Raw genomic sequence first — 17,130 nt, forward strand, 5'->3', positions numbered from 1 at the left:
AATCAATGCAATACAGCGCAGAAAATCTGTATCTAAGTGCAAAAAATGGCCGTTGCGTATTTTCAAAAAGCGGAAGGTAACTCTATAAATTAAGTAAAGGAGTGAAACAGTTTCATAAGTAAAATATCCAGTGTGCTCCATCTCATTCTTAATAGATTTATTAAGATCATCTTTTTAGATGGCACTTTCATCAGGAATGAAGAAGAAACCCTTGCTTAAATGAATCTGATGAACATAAGGGAAACCAGTATTCACGCTGGATCAGCGTCGTTTTAGGTGAGTTGTTAATAAAGATTTGGAATTGTGACACAGTGCAAATTCAGACACATAAAAAAACGTCATCGCTTGCATTAGAAAGGTTTCTGGCCGACCTTATAACCATTAATTACGAAGCGCAAAAAAAATAATATTTCCTCATTTTCCACAGTGAAGTGATTAACTATGCTGATTCCGTCAAAACTAAGTCGTCCGGTTCGACTCGACCATACCGTGGTTCGTGAGCGCCTGCTGGCTAAACTTTCCGGCGCGAACAACTTCCGGCTGGCGCTGATCACGAGTCCTGCGGGCTACGGAAAGACCACCCTCATTTCCCAGTGGGCGGCAGGCAAAAACGATATCGGCTGGTACTCGCTGGATGAAGGTGATAACCAGCAAGAGCGTTTCGCCAGCTATCTCATTGCCGCCGTGCAGCAGGCAACCAACGGTCACTGTGCGATATGTGAGACGATGGCGCAAAAACGGCAATATGCCAGCCTGACGTCACTCTTCGCCCAGCTTTTCATTGAGCTGGCGGAATGGCATAGCCCACTTTATCTGGTCATCGATGACTATCATCTGATCACTAATCCAGTGATCCACGAGTCAATGCGCTTCTTTATTCGCCATCAACCAGAAAATCTCACCCTGGTGGTGTTGTCACGCAACCTTCCGCAACTGGGCATTGCCAATCTGCGTGTTCGTGACCAACTGCTGGAAATTGGCAGTCAGCAACTGGCATTTACCCATCAGGAAGCGAAGCAGTTTTTTGATTGCCGTCTGTCATCGCCGATTGAAGCCGCAGAAAGCAGTCGGATTTGCGATGACGTTTCCGGTTGGGCGACGGCACTACAGCTAATCGCCCTCTCCGCCCGGCAGAATACCCACTCAGCCCATAAGTCGGCACGCCGCCTGGCGGGAATCAATGCCAGCCATCTTTCGGATTATCTGGTCGATGAGGTTTTGGATAACGTCGATCTCGCAACGCGCCATTTTCTGTTGAAAAGCGCCATTTTGCGCTCAATGAACGATGCCCTCATCACCCGTGTGACCGGCGAAGAAAACGGGCAAATGCGTCTCGAAGAGATTGAGCGTCAGGGGCTGTTTTTACAGCGGATGGATGATACCGGCGAGTGGTTCTGCTATCACCCGCTGTTTGGCAACTTCCTGCGCCAGCGCTGCCAGTGGGAACTGGCGGCGGAGCTGCCGGAAATCCACCGTGCCGCCGCAGAAAGCTGGATGGCCCAGGGATTTCCCAGCGAAGCGATTCATCATGCGCTGGCGGCAGGCGATGCGCTGATGCTGCGCGATATTCTGCTTAATCACGCCTGGAGTTTGTTCAACCATAGCGAACTGTCGCTGCTGGAAGAGTCGCTTAAGGCCCTGCCGTGGGACAGTTTGCTGGAAAATCCGCAGTTAGTGTTATTGCAGGCGTGGCTAATGCAAAGCCAACATCGCTATGGCGAAGTTAACACCCTGCTAGCCCGTGCTGAACATGAAATCAAGGACATCAGAGAAGGCACCATGCACGCAGAATTTAACGCTCTGCGCGCCCAGGTGGCGATTAACGATGGTAATCCGGATGAAGCGGAACGGCTGGCAAAACTGGCACTGGAAGAGCTGCCGCCGGGCTGGTTCTATAGCCGCATTGTGGCAACCTCGGTGCTGGGTGAAGTGCTGCACTGCAAAGGCGAATTGACCCGCTCACTGGCGCTAATGCAGCAAACCGAACAGATGGCACGCCAGCACGACGTCTGGCACTACGCCTTATGGAGTTTAATCCAGCAAAGTGAAATTCTGTTTGCCCAAGGGTTCCTGCAAACCGCGTGGGAAACACAGGAAAAAGCGTTCCAGCTGATCAACGAGCAACATCTGGAACAGCTGCCGATGCATGAGTTTCTGGTGCGCATCCGAGCACAACTGTTATGGGCCTGGGCACGGCTGGATGAAGCCGAAGCGTCGGCGCGTAGCGGGATTGAAGTCTTGTCGTCTTATCAGCCACAGCAACAGCTTCAGTGCCTGGCAATGTTGATTCAATGCTCGCTGGCCCGTGGTGATTTAGATAACGCCCGTAGCCAGCTGAACCGTCTGGAAAACCTGCTGGGGAATGGCAAATATCACAGCGACTGGATCTCTAACGCCAACAAAGTCCGGGTGATTTACTGGCAAATGACCGGCGATAAAGCCGCCGCTGCCAACTGGTTGCGTCATACGGCTAAACCGGAGTTTGCGAACAACCACTTCCTGCAAGGTCAATGGCGCAACATTGCCCGCGCACAAATCTTGCTGGGCGAGTTTGAACCTGCGGAAATTGTTCTCGAAGAACTCAATGAAAATGCCCGCAGTCTGCGGTTGATGAGCGATCTCAACCGTAACCTGTTGCTGCTTAATCAACTGTACTGGCAGGCCGGACGTAAAAGTGACGCCCAGCGCGTGTTGCTGGACGCATTAAAACTGGCGAATCGCACCGGATTTATCAGCCATTTTGTCATCGAAGGCGAAGCGATGGCGCAACAACTGCGCCAGCTGATTCAACTCAATACGCTGCCGGAACTGGAACAGCATCGCGCACAGCGTATTCTGCGAGAAATCAATCAACATCATCGGCATAAATTCGCCCATTTCGATGAGAATTTCGTTGAACGTCTGCTAAATCATCCGGAAGTGCCAGAACTGATCCGCACCAGCCCGTTGACCCAACGTGAATGGCAGGTCCTGGGGCTGATTTACTCCGGTTACAGCAATGAACAAATTGCGGGCGAACTGGAAGTGGCGGCAACCACCATCAAGACGCATATCCGCAATCTGTACCAAAAACTCGGCGTCGCCCACCGTCAGGCTGCCGTGCAGCACGCGCAGAAACTGCTGAAGATGATGGGTTATGGGGTGTGAGTTTAGCCGGATAATGCATTGGATCCGGTTTACATCTTTACATCATTCAATACTCACCCGCGTTACGCCATCTGTTTCTATCAAACCAAACCGCACCGGCAAGAAACGCCCCACCACCGCGATATTGGTCAGCAGATGGCATGAAGGATGGGCGACCTTAAATTCTCCCGCGCCCGCCAGCGCCATCGGCAGTACCAGTTGGTCGGCGAGATATTCCCCCACCGCCGCTGGGCTTGCCAGGTAGCGTTTCACCTCTTTCACTAACTGCGCGGCTACCACCTCGGCACTGACGCGCTTTTCACCGACGACGAAAAAGCGTTCAGTGATATTTTCACTTTCGACTTCCAGCGAGACGGTATTACCCGGCCCCTGGTCGCGCGGCAGGTTATGAATATTCTGTTCATGCAGGGAAAAACTCCCCGCCAGTGTAGCGATTTCACGCTCAGCAACATGGCGCGGCACACCAGCTAATAGAACTTCTCCACGCATCTGCACAATGTTCCCGCGCTCGCCAAGTTGCAAGGTGTTAAACGATGCCACGGGCGAGACTTCCGTTGCCACCACGCCGCCTCCGGCAGGATAAAAACCGTGACGTAACAGCGTGGTTTGCTGATGAATTCCTATTTTCGCCAGCAGCGGCTCCAGCACCCGGCGGATAAAATCCGCAGGCGGGGCCGACGGGTTATCGGTGCCTCCGCTCACTTCAACACGCGAAGGTCCATCGGCAAACCACAGCGCGGGCAGCACCGTTTGCAGCACCAGCGTACAGCTTCCGGCACTACCGATAGCAAAGCGGTACTCGCCGCCGCGCACGGTGCCAGGCCGGAAGACCAGACGCTGCGACCCCAGCTCCGCGCCTTCCACCGTTGCCCTACAAATTTCCGCAGCCGCTTTTACCGCGGTCAGATGCTGGCGCAACAGCCCCGGTTTCGCCCGCCCGGCACGAATGCTGGTGATGGTAAATGGCTGGCCGGTTATCATCGACAGGCTCAGCGCCGAGCGCAGGATCTGCCCGCCACCTTCGCCCTGTGCGCCATCCAGCGCAATCATCCTTTTCATCATTTATCCTTTTACGCACACCACCTGACGCAGGGTATAGATAACTTCCACCAGATCGCTTTGTGCCGCCATCACCGCATCAATATCTTTATACGCCATCGGGATTTCGTCGATCACTTCGGCATCTTTACGGCATTCCACATGCGCGGTGGCACGAATTTGATCTTCCACGCTGAACAGTTTTTTCGCTTTAGTACGGCTCATTACCCGCCCGGCACCGTGGCTGCACGAACAGAAAGATTCTTCATTTCCCAGCCCACGGACGATAAAGCTTTTTGCTCCCATCGACCCTGGAATAATTCCATATTGACCAGCACGCGCAGACACCGCGCCTTTACGCGTCACGTAGATCTCTTCACCAAAGTGCTGTTCTTTTTGCACATAGTTGTGGTGACAGTTGATCTCTTCCATCGCCAGCGTTTGTGGCTGTCTGACCGTTTTCTGCGTAATGCTCTGCAATGCCGTTACCACGTTTTCCATCATCGCATCGCGGTTAAGGCTGGCAAAAAGCTGCGCCCAGGCCACGGCTTTCAGGTAATCATCAAAGTATTCCGTACCTTCCATAAAGTACGCCAGATCACGCGACGGCAACGTCTCAAGCGTTTCCTGCATCTCTTTTTGTGCCAGATCGATAAAGTAAGTCCCGATGGCGTTACCAATTCCGCGTGAACCGGAGTGCAGCATAATCCACACCTGGTCCGACTCATCAAGGCAGATTTCAATAAAGTGGTTACCGGTTCCCAGCGTTCCCAGGTGTTTATAGTTATTGGTATTCAGGAAACGGGGATATTTTTGCGTTAACCACTGATAACCGGCTTCAAGCTCAGCCCATTTCGCATCGACGTTAACAGGCGGGTTTTCCCATGCGCCTTTATCACGTTTACAACGGCCAGTGGTACGCCCGTGCGGCACGGCCATTTCAATCGCCTGACGCAGCTCTGCCAGGTTTTCAGGCAGGTCTTCCGCCGTTAACGCGGTACGCAGCGCGTTCATTCCACAGCCAATATCCACGCCCACCGCCGCCGGAATAATCGCCCCTTTGGTCGGGATCACGCTACCAATGGTGGAACCTTTACCCAGGTGTACATCAGGCATTACCGCAATATGTTTGAAAATAAACGGCATCTTCGCCGTATTAATAAGTTGCTGACGCGCATCGGCTTCTACCGGCACGCCTTTGGTCCACATTTTTACCGGGGCATTTTCAGTGGTCAGTAATTCGTAATTCATTTTGTTTTTCTCTTTTCGTTGTTTGCTGTCGTGATAATTGCAACCGTCGTGCCAGAAAATTAAATAAGCAGATTAATTTTTTAATTCATTGTTTTTAAATAGGTTAAATCTTTACGTCCGTAAACGGAGATTTTCCACAAAACCAATTCACCGATAATGAAATATCGTCTTTTATAAGGATATCTAAGATGCGTAAAACAGTGGCTTTTGGCTTTGTCGGTACCGTGCTGGATTATGCCGGACGCGGCAGTCAGCGCTGGTCGAAATGGCGTCCGACGCTTTGTTTATGCCAGCAAGAATCGTTAGTCATCGATCGGCTGGAATTGTTGCACGACACCCGCTCGCGCTCGCTATTCGAAACGCTTAAACGCGATATCGCCAGCGTTTCGCCAGAAACAGAAGTCGTGGGCGTTGAGATTGAACTGCATAACCCGTGGGATTTCGAAGAGGTTTACGCCTGCCTGCATGATTTCGCCCGTGGTTACGAGTTTCAGCCAGAAAAAGAAGACTATTTAATTCACATCACCACCGGCACCCACGTCGCGCAGATTTGCTGGTTTCTGCTGGCGGAAGCGCGTTACCTGCCCGCCCGGCTGATACAATCTTCACCTCCGCGCAAAAAAGAACAGCCGCGCGGCGCAGGTGAAGTGACGATTATCGATCTCGATTTAAGCCGTTATAACGCCATCGCCAGCCGCTTTGCCGAGGAACGCCAGCAAACGCTTGATTTTCTTAAGTCCGGCATTGCCACGCGTAACCCCCACTTCAACCGCATGATTGAGCAGATCGAAAAAGTGGCGATCAAATCCCGCGCGCCGATTCTGCTTAACGGTCCAACCGGCGCGGGCAAGTCATTTCTGGCGCGACGCATCTTCGAGTTAAAACAGGCGCGGCATCAGTTTAGCGGCGCGTTTGTGGAAGTGAACTGCGCCACCCTGCGCGGCGATACCGCCATGTCGACGCTGTTTGGTCATGTAAAAGGCGCGTTTACCGGGGCGCGGGAATCTCGTGAAGGTTTATTACGCAGCGCCAACGGCGGAATGTTGTTTCTTGATGAGATTGGCGAACTGGGCGCAGACGAACAGGCAATGCTGCTAAAAGCCATTGAAGAGAAAACCTTTTACCCGTTTGGCAGCGATCGCCAGGTGAGCAGTGATTTTCAGCTTATCGCCGGAACGGTGCGCGATTTGCGCCAGCTGGTTGCCGAAGGCAAATTTCGCGAAGATCTGTACGCGCGGATCAATCTCTGGACCTTCACCCTGCCGGGTCTACGCCAGCGCCAGGAAGATATTGAACCGAACCTTGATTATGAAGTGGAGCGCCACGCCACACTCACTGGCGACAGCGTGCGTTTTAACACCGAAGCGCGGCGCGCCTGGTTGGCTTTTGCGACCTCTCCCTAGGCAACATGGCGCGGTAACTTTCGCGAACTTTCTGCCAGCGTCACGCGGATGGCCACCTTTGCCACTAGCGGACGCATCACTCTGGACGTGGTTGAAGATGAGATAAACCGTCTGCGCTATAACTGGCAGGAGAGCCGCCCCTCCGCGCTTACGGCGTTGCTGGGCGCAGAGGCAGAAAACATCGACCTTTTTGACAGGCTGCAACTGGAACACGTGATAGCTCTCTGTCGCCAGGCAAAGTCGCTTTCCGCTGCCGGACGCCTGCTTTTTGATGTTTCGCGCCAGGGCAAAGCCAGCGTCAATGACGCGGATCGGCTACGCAAATACCTGGCGCGTTTTGGTCTGACGTGGGAAGCCGTGCAGGATCAGCACAGCTCCAGTTGAATATGATGGTCCGTCAGCACCTGCATTACGCTTACTGGCGGCGGGGCGTCGGTGTAGACGGCATCTACCATGCTGATGCTGCCCATATTGACCATCGCGTTACGGCCAAATTTCGAGTGATCGACAACCAGCATAACGTGGCGCGAGTTCTCAATAATGGCGCGCTTGGTGCGAACTTCGTGGTAATCGAACTCCAGCAGCGAGCCGTCGCTATCGATGCCGCTTATCCCCAGAATGCCGAAATCAAGGCGGAACTGGGAGATAAAATCGAGCGTCGCTTCGCCAATGATCCCGCCATCGCGGCTGCGTAATTCGCCACCGGCGAGAATAATGCGGAAATCTTCTTTTACCATCAACGTGTTAGCAACATTGAGATTGTTGGTGACAATACGCAAATTGCTGTGATTAAGCAGCGCGTGCGCCACCGCTTCCGGCGTGGTGCCGATATCGATAAACAGTGTCGAGCCGTTGGGGATTTGCTCCGCCACTTTGCGGGCAATCCTCTCTTTTTCTTCGGTCTGGGTGGCTTTGCGATCGTGCCACGGCGTGTTAACCGAACTGGAAGGCAGCGCCGCACCGCCATGGTGACGCAGGATCAGGTTTTGCTCCGCCAGCTCATTGAGGTCGCGGCGAATAGTCTGCGGGCTGACGGAGAAATGCTCTACCAGCTCTTCAGTACTGACATAACCCTGCTGTTTAACCAGTTCGATAATACCGTTGTGACGTTGTGTTTGTTTCATTTATAAATCCCTGGAATTATTTTCGTTTTCGCGCATTGAGCGAATCAACAAAAGCCATCGCTAAACCCACGGCTAACCCGGCGATGTGTGCTCCGTTCGCCATCGACATCCCAAACAAATCAAACCATCCGGCGACAATCCAGATCAGCGCAAAGATAATTAACCCACGTTGCAGGTAAATGCCACTTTGCGGATCGCGTTCACCACGTAGCCAGACGTAGCCCATCAGCGCATACACCACGCCAGAAAGCCCGCCAAACCACGGCCCGCTGAATTTTTGCTGCACATAGCCGCTTAACAGGGCGCTAATGAGAGTAATAACAATTAGCTTACCGCTACCGAGGCGTTTTTCCACCGCACCGCCGAGATACCACCACCAGAGCAGGTTAAAGAGGATATGCATCAGCGAGAAGTGCATTAACGCGTGGGTGAAGTAACGCCAGAACTCAAATTTCAGTGTTGGATCGAATGGCCAGGCCAGCCATAACATCACTTCCTGATCGCCGAGAATTTGCATGGCGATAAACACCACCACGCAGGCGATCATCACCACCCAGGTTACCGGACCTGCGCGTTCACGCAAGGCGGCAAAGAAAGGATAACGGCGATAATGCAGGCCACTGCCGGTATGGCCTGCCTGCCAGCTGGCCGCCAGATAACGCGGATCTGCCGGGTTTTCGAGAAAACGCGCCAGCTCCGCCCGTACGCGCTCGGCCTGGGACTCATCCGCCAGCCAGACATCGCTTTGGTTATGTTGTTGAATCGTGAGGATAACACCCTGCGTCGCCATGTAATCAACAAACGCCTGCGCCACGCGGGGGTTAGCAAAAGAGGTAATCATCAACATCGTTGCTGTCGCTTATTCCACACAAAAGGGGACAGTATAAAGCGTTACGCGCCGTACGCCACCTCTGCGGGAAACTGACGTTGCCAGGCTTCAAAGCCGCCGTCAATGCTATAGACCACATCGTAGCCCTGTTGCAGCAGATACTGCGCCGCGCCTTTGCTGCTATTGCCGTGATAACACATCACCATCACCGGAGTGTCAAAGTCGTTATCACGCATAAACGCGCCCAGCGTGTCGTTGGTTAAATGGAAAGCCTGCACCGCATGCCCCATTGCGAAACTCTGTGGATCGCGAATATCGACCAGCACCGCCTCTTTTTCCTGCAACTTCTGGTGCGCGTCGGCAACGTTAATACATTCGAACTGATCCATGCGTCTCTCTTTCTTTACAAACAAGTGGGCAAATTTACCGCACAGTTTACGTCGAAGCGGCAGATAAACGCCATAATGTTATACATATCACTCTAAAATGTTTTTTCAATGTTACCTATAGCGCGATTCTTTGCTAATATGTTCGATAACGAACATTTATGAGCTTTAACGAAAGTGAATGAGGGCAGCATGGAAACCAAAGATCTGATTGTGATAGGTGGCGGCATCAATGGTGCTGGTATCGCGGCAGACGCCGCTGGACGCGGTTTATCCGTGCTGATGCTGGAGGCGCAGGATCTCGCTTGCGCGACCTCTTCCGCCAGTTCAAAACTCATTCACGGTGGCCTGCGCTACCTTGAGCACTATGAATTCCGCCTGGTCAGCGAGGCGCTGGCTGAACGTGAAGTGCTGCTGAAAATGGCTCCGCATATCGCCTTCCCGATGCGTTTTCGCCTGCCACATCGTCCGCATCTGCGCCCGGCGTGGATGATTCGCATTGGTCTGTTTATGTACGATCATCTGGGTAAACGCACCAGCCTGCCGGGATCAACTGGTTTGCGTTTTGGCGCAAATTCAGTGTTAAAACCGGAAATTAAGCGCGGATTCGAATATTCTGACTGTTGGGTAGACGACGCCCGTCTGGTACTCGCCAACGCCCAGATGGTGGTGCGTAAAGGCGGCGAAGTGCTTACTCGGACTCGCGCCACCTCTGCTCGCCGCGAAAACGGCCTGTGGATTGTGGAAGCGGAAGATATCGATACCGGCAAAAAATATAGCTGGCAAGCGCGCGGCCTGGTTAACGCCACCGGCCCGTGGGTGAAACAGTTCTTCGACGAGGGGATGCATCTGCCTTCGCCTTATGGCATTCGCCTGATCAAAGGCAGCCATATTGTGGTGCCGCGTGTGCATACCCAGAAGCAGGCCTACATTCTGCAAAACGAAGATAAACGTATTGTGTTCGTGATCCCGTGGATGGACGAATTTTCCATCATCGGCACCACCGACGTAGAGTATAAAGGCGATCCGAAAGCGGTGAAGATTGAAGAGAGTGAAATCAACTATCTGCTGAAAGTGTATAACGCGCACTTTAAAAAACAGCTTAGCCGTGACGATATCGTCTGGACCTACTCCGGTGTGCGTCCGCTGTGTGATGATGAGTCCGACTCGCCGCAGGCTATTACCCGTGATTACACCCTTGATATCCATGATGAAAACGGCAAAGCACCGCTGCTGTCGGTATTCGGCGGTAAGTTGACCACCTACCGCAAACTGGCGGAACATGCGCTGGAAAAACTGACGCCGTATTATCAGGGCATTGGCCCGGCGTGGACGAAAGAGAGCGTGCTGCCGGGTGGTGCCATTGAAGGCGACCGCGACGATTATGCCGCTCGCCTGCGCCGCCGCTATCCGTTCCTGACTGAATCGCTGGCGCGTCATTACGCTCGCACTTACGGCAGCAACAGCGAGCTGCTGCTCGGCAATGCGGGAACGGTAAGCGATCTCGGGGAAGATTTCGGTCATGAGTTCTACGAAGCGGAGCTGAAATACCTGGTGGATCACGAATGGGTCCGCCGCGCCGACGACGCCCTGTGGCGTCGCACAAAACAAGGCATGTGGCTAAATGCGGATCAACAATCTCGTGTGAGTCAGTGGCTGGTGGAGTATACGCAGCAGAAGTTGTCGCTGGCGTCGTAAGGATGATGCCCGGTTGTGAAGTGCAACCGGGCTATTTGGATTCCTTAGACTATTCATTGTAAATAATTGAATAACGGCCCCTGAGCTAAAATCGCCAAACTTAAGCACGTTACCCAATCGCCCCACTTCTTCCTCTGGTTTCTATTTTTTCTGCACCAATGGCAATAATATCCCAATGCAAAACCAAGCTGTGCACTAATCGGGCCGACAAAATCAGTCCAAGGCTGCGGCCAAAAAGGGGAAAAATTCAGGGGAAGCCAGACAAACGTCAGAAAGAAATTTCGGATATTTTCCAGCAACGCTGATTTCTCTGGAGAAATATAAAGAATGAAATTCGAGAGAATTAACCAGAAATAGACCGGCGAAAAGACCAGCCAGCAATGCAGTCTGTTTTTTAATTCAGGAGGCGTTCTGCGGGAGAATTGCCAACCGATGCCAGCCATTACACTGAAAAAAAGTGCATATTCAACCATTAACTCAAGTTGTAGTTCCTGAAGAGAAATACGCACAACCAGGAGCGGAAAGGAGAATATTATTTCTGCCAGAAAAGTTAACGTGAATATAAGTACGGCTAAGACAATAACCGTCGGCCATACCAATAATGGCACGATAACAAAACCGAGAATTACAGGGGGAATATAAAGCCGGAATTTAATCATTTTTATTTTCCTGGTGATTCGGATGATGCGTCATACATCGCGCATAAACACTCATCAATTATCCAGTCGTCTACCCAGACCTGATGCTGTGTGCCCTGTTCTGGCTGCTTTGGTGGGTTCTCAATCGCTTGCCGCGCTCTTTCTTTCAGTAAAGGATGATTATTTCTAGCCCAGGCATTGATTTGGGTGGTAATGGCGTTATCGATATCGTCCTGGTTATCTCTGATATAATCCTCACAATATCTGTTCAATAAACAGGCAAGAGAAACGGTCGACCAAAAGCCGGGAACTGAATTAATGGCATCCAGCAATGGCGCAAGAGCGATATCGGCACGGAAAAACATTTCCAGCATATACTGTAATTCGACAGCTTCATCGCCGGATACCCAATCAGTCATATACTGGCAGGCAAATCGCTGTAAAATTGCCCGTTCATCCGCACGCCAGTTTTCTTTGTTGGCAAGGTTGATACGGCGCAGAGAAAAAACTACGTGAATATTGTCAAAATGCCCCTGTGCAACAAATTCCAGTAAACGCGGCAGAAAATAGCGGACCTCATCGCTATTTTGCGGATCAGGCCCTGGGCTACTATTCCAGGCATTGATTAAGGAATACGGGATCGCTCGTAACGATGTACTCCGTAATGCCTTTTGTTCCTGCTGACTCAGGCAATATTCACAACAAACCACAAATTTCTGCGGCACCCGATAACGACGAAAGGTGTGATAAATCTGCTCAATTAATGCCTGCATGGCGGGGCTGGGTTGCATAGTTACCCCCTCGCCCGCTGATCGCGTGTAAACGGTTGATAGACAAAACGAGCATTCGCCGCGTTCAGGCGAATAAGGGCGCTACGCGAAAGGGAAAAGCTGGGGCGAATGCAACTATTGCAGTCTCGACAGCTTTCCTCTGCGCAATTTTCCACTGAGTAATGACGCGTGTAGAGTTTCAGTTCGGCCTGCTTATCGCGAAATCCGCGTAAACTGTTATTGTTATGAAATTTCCAGGCATCTTTAAAGACCTGAAAGATATAGACATCCTCAATCCAGGAGTCACATTTTTTAAGCGGGCGCTTTGCTATTATCACCCGCTCATCCGGATTTAGCATCGCCGTAAATTGTACGGTGACGTCATTTGTCGTGTTCAGGTCACATTGAACATCTGGTACATCACTGATATAGGGGTCAAATCCAAAATCAGCACCACAGGCACAAAGACGGCTAATGGTGGCGGTATCGAGGGAAAATCCCGGCCATACCTTGCTGGAGGTTAAGCCAATATTTAATGTGACATCATATCGAAGCAATCCCTCAAGACCGTCAGCACCGACGAACTTTTCCCCTTCATCCAGGGCCTGGTTAATAAGTTGCTGAACAATGCCTTCATCCCAGTATGCCGATTTGCAGTTGGCAATCGTAATATCCACGCCTGTGAAGGGATCAGTACCGGCAAGGCTTGCAAATAATGTATTAACTAATTCCATTTTTATTATCCAGCTTTAAGGTAGCGTCTTATACATCGGGACATAACCTACATCTTCCACCAAACTCTGTCCCTGCGGCGTTAAAAACCACTCCAACAATTTTTGTGTCTCTGACGTCGTATTTTCCCGCGTTACCATAAAGGCATCGACGATATAGGGATATTTGCCGTTGCGAATGTTTTCGGCAGTCGGTGCAATACCGTTAATCGCTAGCAGTTTTATATTTTTATCGTCGTTCATTTGTGTTGCGTAATAACGGAAGGTGTAACCTATTGCGTTGTTTGTATTACGGTATTCGGCAACGACTTTAATCATTCCCTCCATCATACTTGCCACTTCTGTTTCCTGCGGCGAGATCATGCGGACATTTTTCATGACCTGGGATTGCATCACCGTCTGGCTACCAGAGTCTTCCGGGCGTTGCCAGGTCTGGATCTCCTGATCGTTACCGCCAACCGTGCGCCAGTTGGTAATTGCACCACTGAAGATGTCACGCACTTGTTGTTCGGTCAGGGAATTAACCGGGTTATCTACATTGACGATGAAAACAAACGCTTCACGGGCAAAAGGCGTGTAAATCAAAGTGACGCCCGATTCCTCCGCGCGTTTTTTCTGCCCACCGGAAGGTTGAGCCACAAAGATAATATCGGCATTACCTTTAACAATCTTGTTATATGCTTCGGGAGTACGAGAGTTCGCCAGATATTCCCATTCGTGAAAATCTTCCGGCAAAACGCTTAGTGCATAAAAGGCAGAGGCATAAATGGGGTACGCCGCCGTTGCGCCATCAAGTCGCGGCCAGTTTTGCGTGAACTGAATTTGCGGTTTACCACGCAGTGGTGTCAGTTGATTATTGAGTTTATCGGGTCGCCAGGCCCAGGTATCAATATTTTCACGCACACCGACGCCGGGATTAAGCTGTTTATATAAATAAGCCTGGTAACCGGCGACAAAACCAAGCATGAGAAGGATAAACAAGAGAGAATTACGGCAACGTAACCCGGACGTGCCCGTTAAAGGATATCTGGTCGGCCAGCCGTACCCCAGCGAAAAACTGATATGCGCGCCAACAGGTATAATGACTAACCACCAGTACTCACCACCGACTAATGAGGCTAACAAAACGCCCAGCCAGGGGAGCATAAGATCAGCCAACCAACCCGCTCCCATCTGGCGAAATTGATAATCTGCCAGATGCAGCGCGATTATCCAGACCCCCAGGGTTAATAATGCGGGTACTAAAAAAAGACATTGTCGCCAGACGGCTATTTCTCTTTTTTCTGGTGCACTATCGTCCGCCCACACTCGCCCCGAGAAAAATAGCATTAATGCGCCCAGCGCCAGCATAAAAATGTTGAGCAGAAGGTAAATTGTTGGCGTGATAAAGATATTACAAACTTCAATAATACCGGCAATTCCGACACCCAGCATGGCAATAACCGCCGCCAAAAACTGCGCCAGAATGGGGATGCCGAAAAAAGTCATTACCAGCGAGGTCAAAATCCATTTTCTGTTTTGCATTATTCTTTCCATTCTTTCTGAATGGCGAAATTATACTCCCCGAGTCCCCTTGCCCCTTCTGGACACTTTTCCGAAATGATGGCGAAAAAAACGGGACCCTTTGGCCCCGTTCTATTTATTAGTGAAATTACAATCTCACCGGATCAATATGCCAGATATGATCGGCGTACTCTTTGATAGTACGGTCAGAAGAGAAGTAGCCCATATTGGCAATGTTCAGCATCGCTTTTGCGGTCCACTCTTCCTGAAGCTCGTAGAGTTCGTCGACTTTATCCTGACAATCGACATAGCTGCGATAATCCGCCAGAACCTGATAGTGATCGCCGAAGTTGATCAGCGAATCAACCAGATCGCGATAGCGACCCGGATCTTCCGGACTGAATACACCGCTGCCGATTTGCGTCAGCACCTGATGCAGCTCCTCATCTTTCTCGTAGTATTCACGCGGTTTGTAGCCCTGACGACGCAGTTCTTCCACTTCTTCCGCAGTGTTACCAAAGATAAAGATATTGTCAGCACCGACATGATCCAGCATCTCGACATTCGCACCGTCCAACGTACCGATAGTAAGCGCACCGTTAAGCGCAAACTTCATGTTACTGGTGCCGGAAGCTTCCGTCCCTGCCAGCGAAATCTGTTCAGACAGATCTGCCGCCGGAATGATCAACTGCGCCAGGCTAACGCTGTAGTTCGGGATGAACACGACTTTCAGCTTATCGCCAATCTGCGGATCGTTGTTGATCACTTTCGCTACGTCATTGATCAAATGAATAATGTGCTTCGCCATGTAATAGGCCGAAGCCGCCTTACCGCCAAAAATATTCACGCGCGGTACCCACTTCGCATCCGGGTCGGCCTTGATACGGTTATAGCGGGTAATCACATGCAACACATTCATCAATTGACGTTTGTATTCGTGAATACGTTTGATTTGTACATCGAACAACGCCTTTGGATTCACCACCACATTCAGCTGCTGGGCGATATACTCTGCCAGACGCTTTTTGTTCTCCAGCTTCGCCTGATGCACAGCGTGATTAACCATTGGGAAATCACAGTGTTGTTGCAGCTCATTAAGCAGGCTAAGGTCGGTGCGCCAGTTACGGCCCAGGTGTTCGTCCAGCACGGCTGAAAGCGATGGGTTCGCTACCGCTAGCCAGCGACGCGGCGTCACACCGTTGGTGACGTTGGTGAAACGACCCGGGAAGATTTTCGCAAAGTCGGCAAACAACGATTGCACCATCAGATTAGAGTGCAGTTCCGATACACCGTTAACTTTGTGGCTCACAACAACCGCCAGCCAGGCCATACGCACACGACGACCGTTGGATTCATCAATGATCGACGCCCGTCCCAGCAGATCGGTATCGTTCGGATACTGTTCCTGCAAGGTTTTCAGGAAATAGTCGTTGATTTCAAAGATGATCTGCAGGTGACGTGGCAGAATTTTACCCAGCATATCAACCGGCCAGGTTTCCAGCGCCTCGCTCATCAGCGTGTGGTTAGTGTAGGAGAAGACCTGACAACACACCTCAAACGCGTCGTCCCAGCTAAATTGGTGCTCATCGATCAGCAGACGCATCATCTCAGGAATCGACAGTACCGGATGGGTATCATTGAGATGAATCGCGATTTTATCCGCCAGGTTATCGTAGGTTTTATGCAACTGATAATGGCGGCTTAAAATGTCCTGAATGGTCGAGGAAACCAGGAAGTATTCCTGACGCAGGCGCAGCTCACGCCCGGAGTAGGTGGAGTCATCCGGATACAGTACGCGAGATACGTTCTCGGAGTGGTTTTTATCTTCCACTGCCGCGAAGTAGTCACCCTGGTTGAATTTACCGAGGTTAATTTCGCTACTGGCTTGCGCACTCCACAAACGCAACGTGTTGGTCGCGTCGGTGTCGTAACCAGGGATTATCTGATCGTAAGCGACTCCCAGAATCTCTTCGGTTTCAATCCAGCGCGTTTTTTTACCTTCCTGCTGAATGCGACCACCAAAACGGACTTTATAGCGCGTGTTGTGGCGTTTGAATTCCCACGGGTTACCGTATTCCAGCCAGTAGTCTGGCGACTCTTTCTGGCTACCGTTAACGATGTTCTGCTTGAACATACCGTAGTCATAGCGGATGCCGTAACCGCGCCCCGGCAACCCTAACGTCGCCAGAGAATCAAGGAAGCAAGCCGCCAGACGTCCCAGGCCACCGTTACCGAGGCCTGGGTCATTTTCTTCATCAATCAGCTCTTCGAGATTTAACCCCATCGCTTCCAGTGCGCCCTGTACATCTTCGTAAATTCCTAGCGACAACATGGCGTTGGAGAGCGTACGGCCAATCAAAAACTCCATCGACAGGTAGTAAACCTGACGAGTTTCTTGCGACAACTGGGCACGGTTTGAACGTAACCAGCGCTCCACGAGACGATCGCGCACAGCAAATAACGTTGCGTTCAGCCATTCATGTTTATTGGCGACGACCGGGTCCTTTCCAATCGTAAACATCAGCTTGTAAGCGATAGAGTGCTTAAGAGCTTCTACGCTAAGCGTGGGCGATGAATATGTAAACGGAGCATTCATATAGGCGTTTCCTGAA

At 51.2% G+C, this 17,130-nt stretch carries 12 protein-coding genes and 1 pseudogene; 3 read left to right on the top strand and 10 right to left on the bottom strand.

What is annotated here, in order from left to right:
- Positions 1–441 precede the first annotated feature (441 nt).
- Positions 442–3,147: an HTH-type transcriptional regulator MalT gene (malT, locus tag E0D98_RS07410; protein ID WP_000906970.1), complete on the top strand. Its 2,706-nt coding sequence runs from the start codon at positions 442–444 to the stop codon at positions 3,145–3,147.
- Between the two features lie 42 nt (positions 3,148–3,189).
- Here the strand turns inward: malT and rtcA are convergent, their stop codons facing one another.
- Together rtcA and rtcB are read right to left on the bottom strand one after the other, a co-directional pair.
- Positions 3,190–4,206, bottom strand: coding sequence for an RNA 3'-terminal phosphate cyclase (gene rtcA / locus E0D98_RS07415; RefSeq protein ID WP_047086974.1), 1,017 nt, complete (start codon positions 4,204–4,206; stop codon positions 3,190–3,192).
- 3 nt (positions 4,207–4,209) lie between these two features.
- Positions 4,210–5,436, bottom strand: a complete 1,227-nt coding sequence (rtcB, locus tag E0D98_RS07420) for an RNA-splicing ligase RtcB (RefSeq protein ID WP_001105497.1) — start codon at positions 5,434–5,436, stop codon at positions 4,210–4,212.
- A 188-nt stretch (positions 5,437–5,624) separates the two neighbouring features.
- Here rtcB and rtcR point away from each other — a divergent pair.
- Positions 5,625–7,223, top strand: a pseudogene (gene rtcR, locus E0D98_RS07425) (DNA-binding transcriptional regulator RtcR).
- On the opposite strand, the gene E0D98_RS07430 reads toward rtcR, so the two are convergent.
- Genes E0D98_RS07430 through glpE form a run of 3 tightly spaced genes read right to left on the bottom strand, consistent with a single transcriptional unit; the run spans position 7,205 to position 9,181 of the window.
- Positions 7,205–7,963 carry a DeoR/GlpR family transcriptional regulator gene (locus tag E0D98_RS07430; RefSeq protein ID WP_000815099.1) on the bottom strand — a complete coding sequence of 253 codons (759 nt, stop codon included), beginning with the start codon at positions 7,961–7,963 and terminating at the stop codon, positions 7,205–7,207. The pseudogene rtcR and the gene E0D98_RS07430 overlap by 19 nt on opposite strands.
- A 16-nt stretch (positions 7,964–7,979) precedes the next feature.
- A complete protein-coding gene (gene glpG, locus E0D98_RS07435) occupies positions 7,980–8,810 on the bottom strand; it encodes a rhomboid family intramembrane serine protease GlpG (RefSeq protein WP_000928731.1) in 831 nt (276 codons plus the stop codon).
- Positions 8,811–8,854: 44 nt separating this feature from the next.
- Entirely contained in the window at positions 8,855–9,181 is a 327-nt protein-coding gene (gene glpE, locus E0D98_RS07440; RefSeq protein WP_000371928.1) for a thiosulfate sulfurtransferase GlpE, read from the bottom strand.
- 189 nt (positions 9,182–9,370) lie between these two features.
- Here glpE and glpD point away from each other — a divergent pair, with 189 nt between their 5' ends.
- Positions 9,371–10,876: a glycerol-3-phosphate dehydrogenase gene (gene glpD, locus E0D98_RS07445; protein ID WP_000448140.1), complete on the top strand. Its 1,506-nt coding sequence runs from the start codon at positions 9,371–9,373 to the stop codon at positions 10,874–10,876.
- A gap of 53 nt (positions 10,877–10,929) precedes the next feature.
- Here the strand turns inward: glpD and E0D98_RS07450 are convergent, their stop codons facing one another.
- The 5 genes from E0D98_RS07450 to glgP all read right to left on the bottom strand — a co-directional run bounded on the left by E0D98_RS07450 (position 10,930) and on the right by glgP (position 17,114).
- Positions 10,930–11,535 (bottom strand): hypothetical protein, encoded by a 606-nt coding sequence (locus E0D98_RS07450; protein WP_000589355.1) that lies wholly within the window; start codon positions 11,533–11,535, stop codon positions 10,930–10,932.
- 2 nt (positions 11,536–11,537) lie between these two features.
- Positions 11,538–12,305: a hypothetical protein gene (locus E0D98_RS07455; protein WP_001183158.1), complete on the bottom strand. Its 768-nt coding sequence runs from the start codon at positions 12,303–12,305 to the stop codon at positions 11,538–11,540.
- Positions 12,306–12,307: 2 nt separating this feature from the next.
- Entirely contained in the window at positions 12,308–13,018 is a 711-nt protein-coding gene (locus E0D98_RS07460; RefSeq protein WP_000424543.1) for a hypothetical protein, read from the bottom strand.
- 15 nt (positions 13,019–13,033) lie between these two features.
- Positions 13,034–14,542: a PstS family phosphate ABC transporter substrate-binding protein gene (locus E0D98_RS07465; RefSeq protein ID WP_122988076.1), complete on the bottom strand. Its 1,509-nt coding sequence runs from the start codon at positions 14,540–14,542 to the stop codon at positions 13,034–13,036.
- A 124-nt stretch (positions 14,543–14,666) separates the two neighbouring features.
- A complete protein-coding gene (gene glgP, locus E0D98_RS07470) occupies positions 14,667–17,114 on the bottom strand; it encodes a glycogen phosphorylase (RefSeq protein WP_000993449.1) in 2,448 nt (815 codons plus the stop codon).
- Between the last annotated feature and the right edge of the window lie 16 nt (positions 17,115–17,130).

Source organism: Escherichia sp. KCJ4928, from assembly GCF_004352695.1.
Taxonomy (GTDB): Bacteria; Pseudomonadota; Gammaproteobacteria; order Enterobacterales; family Enterobacteriaceae; genus ECMA0423.

Coding starts and splice junctions, on each gene's coding strand:
- malT (WP_000906970.1), top strand. CDS start 442: ATGCTGATTCCGTCAAAACTAAGTCGTCCGGTTCGACTCGACCATACC.
- rtcA (WP_047086974.1), bottom strand. CDS start 4,206: ATGAAAAGGATGATTGCGCTGGATGGCGCACAGGGCGAAGGTGGCGGG.
- rtcB (WP_001105497.1), bottom strand. CDS start 5,436: ATGAATTACGAATTACTGACCACTGAAAATGCCCCGGTAAAAATGTGG.
- E0D98_RS07430 (WP_000815099.1), bottom strand. CDS start 7,963: ATGAAACAAACACAACGTCACAACGGTATTATCGAACTGGTTAAACAG.
- glpG (WP_000928731.1), bottom strand. CDS start 8,810: ATGTTGATGATTACCTCTTTTGCTAACCCCCGCGTGGCGCAGGCGTTT.
- glpE (WP_000371928.1), bottom strand. CDS start 9,181: ATGGATCAGTTCGAATGTATTAACGTTGCCGACGCGCACCAGAAGTTG.
- glpD (WP_000448140.1), top strand. CDS start 9,371: ATGGAAACCAAAGATCTGATTGTGATAGGTGGCGGCATCAATGGTGCT.
- E0D98_RS07450 (WP_000589355.1), bottom strand. CDS start 11,535: ATGATTAAATTCCGGCTTTATATTCCCCCTGTAATTCTCGGTTTTGTT.
- E0D98_RS07455 (WP_001183158.1), bottom strand. CDS start 12,305: ATGCAACCCAGCCCCGCCATGCAGGCATTAATTGAGCAGATTTATCAC.
- E0D98_RS07460 (WP_000424543.1), bottom strand. CDS start 13,018: ATGGAATTAGTTAATACATTATTTGCAAGCCTTGCCGGTACTGATCCC.
- glgP (WP_000993449.1), bottom strand. CDS start 17,114: ATGAATGCTCCGTTTACATATTCATCGCCCACGCTTAGCGTAGAAGCT.